Annotated in this window: 12 protein-coding genes; 5 read left to right on the plus strand and 7 right to left on the minus strand. The window is 68.7% G+C overall.

The window, feature by feature from the left end; all coding sequences use genetic code 11:
• Positions 1–288: 288 nt before the first annotated feature.
• Positions 289–519: a colicin E3/pyocin S6 family cytotoxin gene (locus ACFYTT_RS08325; protein WP_387258170.1), complete on the plus strand. Its 231-nt coding sequence runs from the start codon at positions 289–291 to the stop codon at positions 517–519.
• A gap of 309 nt (positions 520–828) precedes the next feature.
• Positions 829–1875, plus strand: coding sequence for an ImmA/IrrE family metallo-endopeptidase (locus ACFYTT_RS08330; protein WP_387258172.1), 1047 nt, complete (start codon positions 829–831; stop codon positions 1873–1875).
• Positions 1876–2008: 133 nt separating this feature from the next.
• On the opposite strand, the gene ACFYTT_RS08335 is transcribed toward ACFYTT_RS08330, so the two are convergent.
• From ACFYTT_RS08335 to ACFYTT_RS08345, 3 genes are all read right to left on the minus strand, one after another.
• Complete coding sequence (locus ACFYTT_RS08335) at positions 2009–3214, minus strand: IS110 family transposase (protein WP_387258174.1); 1206 nt, start codon at positions 3212–3214, stop codon at positions 2009–2011.
• Positions 3215–3579: 365 nt separating this feature from the next.
• Positions 3580–4731 carry a hypothetical protein gene (locus ACFYTT_RS08340; protein WP_387258176.1) on the minus strand — a complete coding sequence of 384 codons (1152 nt, stop codon included), beginning with the start codon at positions 4729–4731 and terminating at the stop codon, positions 3580–3582.
• Positions 4728–5051 carry a hypothetical protein gene (locus tag ACFYTT_RS08345; RefSeq protein WP_387258178.1) on the minus strand — a complete coding sequence of 108 codons (324 nt, stop codon included), beginning with the start codon at positions 5049–5051 and terminating at the stop codon, positions 4728–4730. Before ACFYTT_RS08345 ends, ACFYTT_RS08340 begins: the two co-directional genes overlap by 4 nt.
• Before the next feature lie 61 nt (positions 5052–5112).
• Here ACFYTT_RS08345 and ACFYTT_RS08350 point away from each other — a divergent pair, with 61 nt between their 5' ends.
• From ACFYTT_RS08350 to ACFYTT_RS08360, 3 genes are all read left to right on the plus strand, one after another.
• Positions 5113–7461, plus strand: coding sequence for a DEAD/DEAH box helicase family protein (locus tag ACFYTT_RS08350; protein WP_387258180.1), 2349 nt, complete (start codon positions 5113–5115; stop codon positions 7459–7461).
• A gap of 85 nt (positions 7462–7546) precedes the next feature.
• Positions 7547–8113 (plus strand): hypothetical protein, encoded by a 567-nt coding sequence (locus tag ACFYTT_RS08355; RefSeq protein ID WP_176092447.1) that lies wholly within the window; start codon positions 7547–7549, stop codon positions 8111–8113.
• A 2-nt stretch (positions 8114–8115) separates the two neighbouring features.
• Positions 8116–8754 carry a nucleotidyl transferase AbiEii/AbiGii toxin family protein gene (locus ACFYTT_RS08360; protein ID WP_176092446.1) on the plus strand — a complete coding sequence of 213 codons (639 nt, stop codon included), beginning with the start codon at positions 8116–8118 and terminating at the stop codon, positions 8752–8754.
• 420 nt (positions 8755–9174) lie between these two features.
• Here ACFYTT_RS08360 and ACFYTT_RS08365 read toward each other — a convergent pair whose 3' ends face one another.
• From ACFYTT_RS08365 to ACFYTT_RS08380, 4 genes are all read right to left on the minus strand, one after another.
• Positions 9175–9711, minus strand: a complete 537-nt coding sequence (locus tag ACFYTT_RS08365; protein ID WP_387258183.1) for a hypothetical protein — start codon at positions 9709–9711, stop codon at positions 9175–9177.
• 103 nt (positions 9712–9814) lie between these two features.
• Positions 9815–10393, minus strand: a complete 579-nt coding sequence (locus ACFYTT_RS08370; RefSeq protein WP_176092445.1) for a hypothetical protein — start codon at positions 10391–10393, stop codon at positions 9815–9817.
• Positions 10390–11727 carry a hypothetical protein gene (locus ACFYTT_RS08375; protein WP_387258185.1) on the minus strand — a complete coding sequence of 446 codons (1338 nt, stop codon included), beginning with the start codon at positions 11725–11727 and terminating at the stop codon, positions 10390–10392. The genes ACFYTT_RS08370 and ACFYTT_RS08375 overlap by 4 nt, the downstream gene beginning before the upstream one ends.
• On the minus strand, positions 11724–12491 hold the full coding sequence (locus ACFYTT_RS08380; RefSeq protein WP_131051353.1) for an ABC transporter ATP-binding protein: 768 nt from the start codon (positions 12489–12491) through the stop codon (positions 11724–11726). Before ACFYTT_RS08380 ends, ACFYTT_RS08375 begins: the two co-directional genes overlap by 4 nt.
• Positions 12492–12589 lie beyond the last annotated feature (98 nt).

Raw genomic sequence — 12589 nt, forward strand, 5'->3', positions numbered from 1 at the left:
CTCTCATCTATGCAACACGCCCATCACGGGCAAGTCGTACACCACACCCGTGGACGCAACCTTGGAAGACCTGTGGTTCAGCACAACATGTGAGATCAACAGGTCGGACCAGTGGGAGGCGATGCCTGCCGCCGCCGCAGCTCGTTGCTGTCGGTGGGCGGGGCCATCGGGACGGCATACCTAGCAGTGCCCAAGTGCTGGTCACCGGAGTTGGAGTGACGTGAGAGACTGGAGTGCCAAGGTATAACTCGACAGGAGGAGTGCGACCATCCCCACCTCGGAGCTGGCGTGAGCTACATAGCTCGGACACGTCCGGATTTTTTGGACAGTTGCGTTCACGTCAAGAGGAACGGGGTTAGTCGGTGGCGCAACGAGGACGGCGACAGGTTGTACGAGTACGACCGGCTGCACGGGCACGTGGAGGTGTACGACAAGCGAGGACGCCATCTAGGCGTTCTCGATGCTCAGACCGGTAGGAGGATCGGTGACGCGGAACCTGGACGGAAGATCGATGTCTGACGTCCCGAGTCAGCCGTTCGTAGCAGCCTGCCTTGCAGGCGAGGCGTTCGAGACCGATATCGATGACTGGGTCGAGGCTTGGCATGAGCATGCTGGCGCCCCTCTCGGCCAGAGAGTGTCCCTCCATCACTACCTAGGGATGTCAGACGCCGAATACTCCCTCTGGGTGGAGCAGTCCCGCTCGTTGCGGCTGATCATTTCGGCGAGGCGATACGGCATAGACGTCAAAGATCTACTGAAAGGAAAGACTCAGTACGCTTTGGCCGCACGTAGCGCAAGCAATCCGGCTGAGATTTCCAAGGTCGTTGAATGGCTAATCACCTCTGGCCAACTGCCGTTGCAGAGTTCCGGGGATCTATCCAATTGATCGGCGAAAAGTTCACCGCTCCCGACGTAGCTGCGCGGAGACTGGCGGCACTCTTTGTAGATCGGATAAACCTGCGTCCGCCGGTTGATGTTCGCGGCCTGCTCGAGCTACACGCTGAGGTGACTGACCTAGATTGGCCTTTTCCGGCAGTCGACGCATTAGTGGTCGGACTCGGTGAGCGGCGCCCCAAGGTCTTCTTGAGAAGCCAAGCGCCCCGTCGCCGCCTTCGGTTCACGATGGCCCACGAACTCGCTCACGTCCTCATCCCGTGGCACGCAGGTTCGGCCAGTTGCCACCCCGATTACAACACATATGAGCACGTGATGTACGGCCGCGAGCAGCAGGCAGACATCTTCGCCAGCTGCCTGATGGCACCGGATCGGTGGATCGGTCACCTTATAGCAACTCACGGACAAGACATGGACGCGCTTTTGGGCGAGGCACAGCAGGCAGACCTGAGTGCCCTGGCCACAGTCATGGCCCTACGTCGCAATCTTTTCGCCGGATGGGCATTCGTTGTCCATGGCTCCATCGAAGAAAGTATAGTCGGAACCACTGGCACGTCCATACCCTACCGCAGTGATACCGGGACGTTCGATCGGGCGACGCTAGAAGCAGTAGCTCATGCACGAGGGGCGGTCTCTTTAAATGGTCGTACAGTGTCTTGGTACCGGCTTTATGAGGTTGCGGATATGCCGGCCTTGGCTGCCGACACGCGGACGAACACGGAGCTACTTAGGGAAGCGCTCGGGCAGATCACCGACGATCCCAAGAGAGCGAGGAGCCTCGAGCAAAGTGTAAACGGCAAGATCGGGGGGATTTTGAGGGAGGCTGTGGGTAGATCGCCGCATGAGCTATTCCACGCCCTCGTGTACCGCTTCGCCAATGACGGCTACGAAGATCTCCTAGCCCTCCAGGACTTTCGTTCGTGGCTCGCGCGCAAAGCCCGCGACGTCGCTTCGGGGAATACGAAGCGTCGGCGTCTTTAACTCGATCCTTGCCAAGGCGCGACGAACACGACCCGCTCCGCGCCATCCTCCACAACGCCGCAAGCACCGGCCTCGCCGCGCAGAACCGGACCGGGCGCCCCGACTTCGCCCAGTACCTCATCGGACGGAGTCTCTACGCGAGTTCGCACAGCGCCACCTCTGCTGATCTTGGTTGTTTGGGCTGGTAGGTGGTCTTGTCGCGGATGCAGGCCCAGAGGACGTTGAGGCGTTGTCTGGACAGGGCTGTGGTGGCTTGGCGGTGGGTTTTCCCTTCGGCTCGTTTCTTGTCGTAGTAGGCGCGTGATCGTGGGCAGTGGGTCAGGGCGGTGAAGCTGGACATGCTGAACACCCGGCGTAGACCCCGGTGGTATCGGTGCGGCCGGATCTGATGACCTTGCCGGCGTCCGGAGTCGCGCGAGATCGGGGCGAGCCCGGCGTGGGCGGCGAGCGCTGCGGCGCTGGGGTAGGTGGTGAGGGTGCCGGCGTGGGCGAGGAACTCGGCGGCGAGGGTGGTGCCGATGCCGGGCAGGCTGGTGACGATCTCTCCCAGTTCGTGCTCGGCGACCACCGCGGTGATGGTTTTCTCGATGGCGACGATGCGGTCGTTGACCGCTTCCAGATCGGTCGCCATCTGCGCCACGATCCCGGCCGCAGTGGCCTCCCCCGCGACGGCGACGGTCTGCGTCCGCGCGGCAGTGAGGACTTTGACGGTCAGCGCCTTGGCGGCCCGCACGCCGTGCTGGCGCAGGTAGGCCAGGATGCAAGCTTCGCCGGCACGGCGCAGCCCGCCGGGGGTCTGCCACTGGACGAGGAGCCGAAGCGCGCCCTTGCTGCGCAGGTAGAGCGCCTTCTCCAGGACGGGGCTGATCTCGGTCAGTAGGTCCTGTATGCGGGCGGTGATGCGGACCCGGTCGGCGACCAGGTCCAGGCGGCGGGAGACGAGCAGCTTCAACTGCTGCTGCACCCCGTCCGCGAGGGTGAGGGTCGGTAGATCGGCGCGCATGCGCAGGGTCTGGGTGATGACGTACGCGTCGTGAGCGTCGGTCTTGCGTTCGCCGTGGAACGCCTCCGCCATCCGCGAGGTGACGGTGCCGCTGACGTAGCGCACGTCCGCGCCCCGGTCGAACAGGACCGCCAACAGCAGCGAGGCAGGTCCACCCCGCAGGTCGACGGCCCAGCGGATCGGCTTACGGCGCTTACCGAGCCGTCCGGCGATGCCGGAAATGGCCTGCTGGTCGTTGGGGATCTTCTCGGACAGAACGACGGTGCCGTCGTCGTCGACGACGCACACGTGGTGGTGGGTCTTGCCGACGTCGACGCCGGCCCACAGGCTGCTCACCGGGCATCACCCTCTTCGGTCGTGCTGGTCAAGGGGCGTGGACCCGCCGCGGTTCAGTAGTCACAACTTCGGAAAGGGCGATAGGTCGCAAGTCTCCATTCAGTGCTGATACAGCGGTCATCAGCGAGGGCCGGGGCGTCCTACTCGAAGTTGGCCATGACGTCGGCAGCAGACACCCAGACAGTCACCCGACCCTCCGGGTCCACCCCGCCAAACGGCGCGGTTCGATGCCCGGTTGCGGGTCCCGACGGACGCCTGAGCGCACCTCCGCCAGCGTCGACTGTCTGGGGCGTCACGCTGGCACGCCGCACCGGCCCTCCACGATCCTCGTCGCACCTTGGCGACGGTCAGCGGGGAGCCATGCGTCAGGTTTCGAGACCTGCGCGGTTGAGGCGTTCGAGCAGGCTGGGCTTGCGGGCGTGCACCGTCCGTAGCTCGGCCAGGCGACTTCGGAACAATGTGCTGTCTCCGTCTCGTTCAGCGAGATCGCGCAGGTCGACGAGGAGTTGAACGGCGGCATCGTACTCGCGGGGTTTCTTCGTGGCGATGAGTTCGGCGACCCGCTGCCAGGCGGCGGGTTGGTCGACTGCGAGGGTGTCAAGGTGTCGTTGCCGTGCTGCCGCAGCGGACCGTTCGCGGCGAATCCGGTCGCGTTCGCGTTGCTCGGCGTCCCGTCGTTCCCGTTCGGCGCGCAACTCCGCGGCGGTGGCGAGCAGTTGCCCGACGGTGCGGGTGGCTGCCGGGGCGGGGGCATCGGTGCGGTGCGCGGCGCGGTAGCGGCGTAGCAGTCGGCTGCGTAGGTGGCTGTCGCCGCTGGTGATCAGGTCGGTCAGGATGGTGTCTTTGTCCCGGGCGGGCAGCCCGACGACCCAGGTGCGTAGTTGCGCGGCGGTCGGTTCACCGGAGGCGGCCGGAGGCGACCCGGCCGCCGCAGCCGCGATCAGGTCGGGGTCGATGCGCAGGAACTCGGCGACGGCGGTGAGGGCCGCGTCGAGGGTGCCCAGTCCGGCGGGGACGGGCGGTTCGGGCTCGTCGTCGGCGATCTCGGTGGACTGTACGCAGCGGAGCCAGGCCAGGTGGAGCAGGCGCAGGTCGCCGGCGGCGAGGCCGGCCCGGACCGGGATGATGGAGGCGAGCAGGCCGTGGCCGTCGAGGTCCCACTCGTCGGCGCCGTCCTCGTCCTCGTCGTGCAGGTCGATGATGACGTGCTTGCCGGCGGTCCAGACAGATGCGCTGTCACCCTGGCAGTACTGGGCGACGGTGGCGGGGTCGAGCAGGTGTTTCGGTAGTCGCAGCATGAGCTGGCGGGTGCCCCAGTTGGCCAGGTACAGGTGCGCGTCGAAGTACCGTTCCATCAGCGTGCGCGGGTCGCCCTTGAAGTCGCCCCACTCGTAGGTGTTGACGAAGCTGGAGGCGGTGATGTCGGCCCGGGTCGACAGCGACCGCAGCGCGGCCCGCTCCCGGTCGCTGAGAGGCCGGTCGACGGTGGTGAACTCGTAGTACTGGTACTCGCTCATCGCCGGCCTACCTCCCGGCCCAGTGCCGGTAGGCGTCGATCCACCCGGCACCGTCCGGCGCGGGAGTGGGTAGCGGCAGGGTCGAGGAGATCGATTCTCTGCTGGTGGCGGCCTCGGGCGCAGACCGCGACGATACTGTCCGCGGTCAGGTCGACCTTGCGCACGGTGACCTCGACGCCGAGGACGGTGGTGGTGAACGGCACCGCCAGATGCTCCTCGATCATGGTGAACAGGCCGGTGAGCTGTTGGTCGTCGCCGTACGCATCGACGGTGGCTTCCTCGATCATCGCCTCCAGCGCGGCGGTTCCCTTCGATGCCATCCGCGGAGGCTAGCGGACCGGTGTCGGGGAGTTCGGAGCCTGGTGCGCGAGGATGGTCGGCATGGGTTCGGTGGCCGAGTTCGTCGATCTTCGGCGGGAGGTGGAGCGGTTACGGGCGGAGAACGCCCGGATGGCGCGTCTGCTGGAGCTGCGCGGCCAGGACACGACTGCGGCACCGGAGCAGTTGTCCGCGCCGGTGGAGCCGCCAGGGCTGGTCACCATGGCGTCGCCCACGCAGGACAAGCTGACCTTGTTCGCCGACCGGTTCCGAGCCCGGGCCGACGTGTACGCCGTGCGGTGGGACAACGCCCGTACCGGCGCTGCCGGGTGGATGCCCGCAGTCGCCGGTGGCTGGCGGAAGGGTATGGACCGGCGCGGTGCCGCCTACCTGCCCCGCACGACGGAGGTCGTCGCGGCGCATCTGGTCGGCGACGTGTTCATGGGCCTGTACCCGCTGATGCCCGGCAACACCTGCCACTTCGTCGTGGCCGACTTCGACGGTTCGACGGCGATGCTCGACGCCCTCGCGTACGTGAAGGCGGCGCGAGCCAGCGCGGTGCCTGCTGCGTTGGAGATCTCCCAGTCAGGCCGCGGCGCCCACGTGTGGGTCTTCTTCACCGGCGCGGTCCCGGCCGCCACGGGGCGGGCCGTCGGCACGGTCCTGCTGCGGGAGGCGATGGTGCTGCGCGGGTCGATGGACCTGCGCTCGTACGATCGGCTCTTCCCGAACCAGGACGTATTGCCAGAGGGTGGCTTCGGCAACCTCATCGCCGCACCCCTGCAGGGCCGCCGCCGCAAGGACGGACTGACCACGTTTCTCAACCTCGGCACGCTCGAGCCGTACGCCGACCAGTGGGCGTTCCTGTCGACGCTGGACCGGCTCAGCCCCGGCGACGCCGAACACATCGCCCGGCAAGCGAAGCAAGCCGTCACCGGTGCTGACCTCGCCACGATGAGCCGGTCCGCCGCGACCCAGGTCCATCCACCGCTTCCTCCGGTGGTCCACGCGGAGGCAGGTGCCGGGCTGAGTATCGACGCCAGGCAGCTCACCCCCGCCGCGCTGGCGACGTTCAAGCACGCCGCTGCCATGGCGAACCCGAGGTTCTACGAGCTGCAACGACTCCGCAAGTCCACCTGGGACACACCCCGCTTCATCCAGGGCTACGACCTCACCCTCGATGACCGCCTGGTACTCCCGCGGGGACTGCGGCACACCACCGCCACCATCGTCGAACGCGCCGCATCGCGGCTGGCAGTCACGGACGCACGAAACTCCGGCACCGAGATCGACATCGCGTTCACCGCCGAACTCACCAGCAGACAGGCCACCGCGGTCGGCGCACTTCTCGCCCACGACGACGGAATCCTGGTCGCCCCACCCGGCTCCGGCAAGACCGTCATGGCCTGCGCCGTGATCGCCGAACGCAACACCTCCACCCTCGTCCTCGTCGACCGCAAGGCCCTCGCCGACCAGTGGCGCACCCGCATCCAACAGTTTCTCGGCATCAAGCCCGGTCAACTCGGCGGCGGCCGACGCAAGCTCACCGACACGGTGGACATCGCACTGCTGCCCTCCCTCGCGCGGCGCGACGACGTCGCCACCCTGACCAACGGGTACGGGCACGTCATCGTCGACGAATGCCACCACCTCGGCGCCGCCGCATACGAGCACTCGGTCAAACGGATCGCCGCGCAGTTCTGGCTCGGCCTCACCGCCACCCCCACCCGACGCGACGGCCTCGGCCAACTCGTCACCTGGCAACTCGGACCCGTCCGCCACACCCTGACCGACGAAGAACAAGGCACCCTCGCGGCAGCGATGCACGCCGACTCCGGACCACATCGAGCGCTATTCATCCACGAGACCACATTCCAACCCGGCGACATCGACCTGGACGCACCCGGCGCGCTCGCCGAGGTGCACCGGCGACTGGCCCTCGACGAGCCACGCAACACCCAGATCGCCGATGATGTCGCCGCAGCCCTGACGCGCGGGCGCAACTGTCTCGTCCTGACCCGACGGGTCGCCCAGGTCGAGGCCCTCACCGCTCTGCTCGCCGCACGCGGACACCAGCCACTCGTGCTCCAAGGCGCGATGAGCACCCGCGAACGGCGGACCATCGTCGACCGGCTCGACGGCGCCAAGATCGGCGACGGCCTGCTCGTCATCGGCACCACACCGTTCATCGGTGAAGGCTTCGACGCCCCCGCCCTCGACACCCTCTTCCTCGCCGGCCCGATCTCCTACGACGGCCTGCTCGTCCAATGCGCCGGCCGCGTCATCCGCGCCGCACCCGGCAAGGAACTCGCCGAGGTCCACGACTACCACGACCCGGCCGCCCCCATCCTCGCCGCCTCACTCCCACGCCGCATGCCCGGATACCGGGCCCTCGGGTTCACCAGAACATGAGTGCATCCGATCTGGCTCGTCCCGCCGGCTACGGGGATACCACAAGAGGCCAAGCGCGCTTGGCCTAGCGTAGTAGGCTACCGGCATGGGCCGGTTCTCCGAGGATGAGCTGCACGCGGTGGTCTCCCGGTACGAAGCGACGCGCGTGGCCGCGTTGACCGAGCGGGACGAGCGACTACGGGCGTTTCACGCGGCCGGCTGGCGGCCGGTGGATCTGCAGCGGGTCACCGGGTACAGCCGGGAGACGATACGCCAGGCGCTACGACCGGAAGTCCGACGGGCGACCAACATCAGCCGACGCAGGACATCGCCCCAGCCGCCAGCGGACTACCAGCCCTACGGCGACCGGAAGCCCTACGTGGTGGCCGAGGCTCTCGACGCGATGCACGGCCCCACCGAAGGCACGGTCACGCTTCCGCGTCATCTCGACTGGTCCGGGCACCCCGAGTACGACCTGAATCGGGCCGCACGCCTGGCCAGCATGTACAAGGTGGTGCTCACCGAAGCCGCCACGGTCGAGGATCTCAACACCTGGCTCGACGCCGACCTCCTCCGGCGGCTCTGGCCCACCCTCTGGCTGCCACCCCAGCTCCGCCAGCGCTGGGAGGACGCCTTCCCCGAACTCGCCGCCACCCGCAGCAACGCGGCATAGCGGTGGACCCCTTCCACGAACGCCTCGCCCGTACCGGACTCGCGGCAGCCGATCGATACGGCTTCGCGCTGGCCGGCGGCTACGCGGTCCAGGCCGCCGGTCTCGTCGAGCGACCAAGCGAGGACGTCGACCTGTTCACCGCCTGGGACCGCCGCGACGAGTTCACCGCCGCGGTCGTTGCCGTCGTGCACGCCTACCGAGACGACGGCCTCACCGTCGAGACCGAGCGGCAGTACGACACCTTCGCCCGGCTGGCCGTCACCGACGGTACGCGGGTTTCCAAGGTCGAACTCGGCGTGGACTGGCGCGCCAACGAACCGATCCTCATGGCGATCGGACCGGTCCTCCACCCCGACGACGCGGTCGCGAACAAGATGAGCGCCCTCTACGGACGAGCGTTCGCCCGGGACTTCATCGACATCGACGCCACGCTCCGGTCCGGCCGCTACACCCGCGACGCCCTTCTCGCTCTCGCGCAGCGCGCCGACCGTGGCTTCGATCCGCGCATCTTCGCCGACGCTCTCGGACAAGCCACCCAGCTCGATCCCGACGACTTCGCCCAATACGGCGTCACCGGCCACGCGCTGGACAATCTCCATAACCGATTCGCCGAATGGCGTCGCGAACTGCTCGGCGAGTAGAAATCCGCTCGACTTACCACTGCTCGGTCCGCTGATCCTGCGACACTCCGTTGACGTTGGAAGGCACCCTGCACTCTTGATCCAATCAAGAATGACCAGGACAAACGCCGCTTCAGCAATAGATCACAGCAGCGCCGCTAAGCGACAGGCCAACGTGGGGAAAATGCGGAAAACAACCGGTCATCGGCCTGCATAAACGGGCAGCGACCGGTGTTAGGAAACCGATGCTCTATCCCCTGAGCTACGAGGGCCGGACGATCAACGCCGCTCGGCGGCGGCTGTCAGCGTACCGCAGGAAGCTCCCGGGGTGATCAGCGCTGGCACCGCCACCAGCGGATCACCCACGCCCGCACGTCGCCGGACGGGTTGGTGTCCGGGGCGAGACGGGCCGGAGGGGACCACGACCGCAGGGATGCCTCCTCAGTCGGTGCTGCCTCGATGGTGATAGTCCGCCGGGGGCGGCTGCTGCCGGCTGCGGCGCAGGTCCTGGACGAGCCGTGGTGATCGCCCACGGAAGACCTGCGACAACCAGGTGCGCAGCGGGTAGCTCAGCCTCACCACGAAGTAGTTCACATACTCGAGCACACCGAACAGCCAGATTCCGACCACCAGGGCACGTATGGCGAGGGAGTCCGGGAACCATACGAGCACCCCGACCAGACCGACGGCGAGGATGGCCACATCGACCACGCGAAACACGCGATACACCGTTGCGAGCCCGCGCGGCATGTGGCCCGTCCCGATCCAGCGACGCGCGAGCAACCAGTACGCCCCGCCCTGAATCAGGATCAGCAGGAGCGGAACGAGCGCCGACCACAGAGCGCGTACATCCGTCGGGTCTGCGAATCGTGGTGTGACCCGCCATGCCACCACGGCGAATACCACGACGGAAACGAGCTCCCCGCTGCCGATACTCACATACCGCTGCCGCATCTTCTTGTGCTGCTGGGAGGACACCGGTCGAGTATGCGCTGCGCCGCGGATCTCCCAGCGAACAGCCCATCGACCGGCGACCCGCCGGACCACGGGCGCCGAGCGACGGACCACGGGCGGAACGGGGTCAGCTGACCGGGCTGATCAGGCGGGGACCACGGATCACGTAGGCGCTCACACCGATCACCGCGAGGACCCCTGCGGTCACCATGGCCGCGACACTGTCCGACGGCTGGCCCGCCCAGGTGAGCAGGTACAGCGCGAACGGCTCCGGGACGGCCGGGATGGCGGCCGACACGCAACCCACGACGACCGGCAGCGTCCAGGCCAGTCGCCGACCGAACACCACCACCGCCAGTGCGGCCAGCCCGGTGAAGCCCGCCGCGTCCCGCAGGACGATGCCGACCGGCGCCGTCGTCACGGCCGTCACCACGGCGGACGCGACCACGAAGATGGCGGCCAGGTGTGCCGCTCGGCGCGGGGCCCAGCGGATCGCGGCGGTCGCGTCCAGGGTGCCGTCCGGCCCGCCGAGGCCGTACCCGAGGACGGCCACACCCAGCGCCAGGGCGAGGGCGGCGGTGGTCACGGCGTGGCTGGGGTGGGTCTGGATGGCGCCGAACCAGGCGAGAAGGGCCATGGCCGGCACCGCGAACAGCAGCCCGCCCGGCACCTCACGGGAGCGCAGGAACAGCAGCGCGGGCGTCATCGGTCGGCGCCGATGCCGAGGGCGGCTGCCTGGTCACCGCAGGTCAGGCCGGCAGCGCGGACGGCGGCGACCCGGCGTAGCTGCTCGTCGGCGGGGAGCGCGGTGAAGGTCTGCCACATCTGCTCCCGCACGGCCTGTTCGTCCCCGAAGAGGCTCTGGCCGGGCACCGGGTGAGTGCCGTGCAGCCAGGCCGCCGCCACGGAGCGGGCGCGCAGCACGTCGAGGTACGCGTCGTCGTCGGCGCGGACGCAGAGCGGCGTACCGGCACCGGCCAGGATGCGGGCGGTCAGCTCGGCGGGATCGTCGGTGGCACCGAGGTTGTCGGTGTCCACCCACGCCTCGGAAGCTGGCTGTGGGCGGTCGCGGCCGGGTGCCGCCTCGTGGACCGACGTCGGCGCGTCCGGCAGCGTGGCCATCATGCGCAGTGCGTCCCGGGCCGGTGCGACGAGAGCGGGCAGCTCCCGGCTGTGGGCGGCGGTGACGCAGACCCGTGGCCCGTCGTCGGTGGTGCAGACCTCGGCGACTGCGGCCGGGTCGACCGGGAACGCCTCCTCCAGCGGGACGGTCAGCATCGGCGCGGCGAGCGCCAGGCCAAGTGCCGGCGGGACGACGGCGAGCAGCCGTACCAGCGGGTTCCTCACGAGGAACAGCACCAGTCCCCCGGCGGCCAACCCACCGAACCACCAGGCCTGGCCCGCGCTCACCGCGCCGGCGACCATTTCGAACTCGGAGATCGTGCTGGTGAAGAAGGGCAGCAGGAGGGCCGCGCCGGGGTCCGTGGCCTCGCTGGGCCGGGTCAGCTCGATCGCCGCGAGAAGTCCGGCGAGACCACCCACACCCAGGACCGCAGGGGTGTACGCGAACGGCAGCAACCGGCCCACGCCGAGGCCGAGCCACCCGGCGGCGACCAGGGCCAGTACGCCGACCAGCGTCACCGCCGGCCAACCGGTGCCCGGGTACCCGGCGGTGGCGGCGACCTTCGGTGCCCCGCCGAGCAGCACGAGCAGGAAACCGGCAGCGAGGCAGGCCGCCGTGACCACGGCGAACGGGCCGGTGCGCCGCCAGCGGGGAGCCGGTGTGGTGCCGAGCAGTTCCTCGATCCGGTGGCGTCGGTCCCGGCCGGCCTGCCAGGCGCCGGCTGCCAGCGCCAGCGGCCAGAGAATCACCAGCATGATGCGCTGGAAGACGGCGAGGAGGTTCCACTGCTGGTCCCAGAGGGCGGTCTGCCCGGTGAACGCGAGCACATAGAGTCCCGCCACGCCGAGCGCGGCGGTCACGGCACCCGCGAGAAGCGCGTCGGAACGGCGTAGCTCGATCCGGAGGATGCGGTTCACGGCGCCACCACCAGTCCGGCGCGGTGCCGCCCGATCAGCGCCGAGTAGCCGCGTTCGATCGGGCTGTCCCCGGCGTCGCCGGGACCACCGGCCGCCGCGATGTCGTCCGGCGTGCCGTGGAACACGATCCGGCCGGCGTCGGCGAGTACGACGCTGGTGCAGGCGGCGGCCACATCCTCGACGAGGTGGGTCGAGACGACGACGCAGGAGCGTTCGCCGAGGTCACGCAGCAGGGCCCGGAAGTCGAGCCGCTGCTGCGGGTCGAGGCCCACGGTCGGCTCGTCGAGCAGCAGCAGGTCCGGCTCGTTCACGATCGCCTGGGCGATGCCGGCGCGTCGCAGCATGCCACCGGAGAGCGCCTTCATCCGGGAGTCGGCCCGGTCGGTCAGACCGACCCGCTCGATCGCGTGGCGTACGGCACGGCGACGTCGGCCGCCGGGCACGTCCTTGGTCCACGCCATGTACTCGACGAACTCGGACACGGTGAAGCGCGGGTAGTAGCCGAACTCCTGGGGCAGGTAGCCCAGGCCACGCCGCACCGCCCGCAGGTCGGGCCGCGAATCCATCGACTGTCCCCGCAACCGGAGCCGACCCGCGTACGGGGGCAGCACGGTGGCCAGCGCCCGGATCAGGGTGGTCTTGCCGGCGCCGTTCGGGCCGAGCAGCCCGTGGACGCCGGGACCCAGGTCCAGGTCGACGCCGTCGACGGCCACGTACCGGCCGGTTCTCACTCGCAGGCCCTCGGCCTGCACTGTCGTTGCCACGATCTTCTCCGCTCGTCTGTTCGGTGCGGTGTCGATCGTGCGTTGCCGGGGCGGGCGCACACCTCGGCCGTGTTGCCGAGCGATCCGGCGGGGAGTCG

This window comes from Micromonospora sp. NPDC003816, assembly GCF_042874705.1.
GTDB lineage: Bacteria > Actinomycetota > Actinomycetes > Mycobacteriales > Micromonosporaceae > Micromonospora.

Excerpts from the sequence above, each read along its gene's own strand:
- ACFYTT_RS08330 (WP_387258172.1), top strand. The coding sequence starts at position 829 with ATGGCTAATCACCTCTGGCCAACTGCCGTTGCAGAGTTCCGGGGATCT.
- ACFYTT_RS08340 (WP_387258176.1), bottom strand. The coding sequence starts at position 4,731 with ATGAGCGAGTACCAGTACTACGAGTTCACCACCGTCGACCGGCCTCTC.
- ACFYTT_RS08345 (WP_387258178.1), bottom strand. The coding sequence starts at position 5,051 with ATGGCATCGAAGGGAACCGCCGCGCTGGAGGCGATGATCGAGGAAGCC.
- ACFYTT_RS08350 (WP_387258180.1), top strand. The coding sequence starts at position 5,113 with ATGGGTTCGGTGGCCGAGTTCGTCGATCTTCGGCGGGAGGTGGAGCGG.
- ACFYTT_RS08355 (WP_176092447.1), top strand. The coding sequence starts at position 7,547 with ATGGGCCGGTTCTCCGAGGATGAGCTGCACGCGGTGGTCTCCCGGTAC.
- ACFYTT_RS08370 (WP_176092445.1), bottom strand. The coding sequence starts at position 10,393 with ATGACGCCCGCGCTGCTGTTCCTGCGCTCCCGTGAGGTGCCGGGCGGG.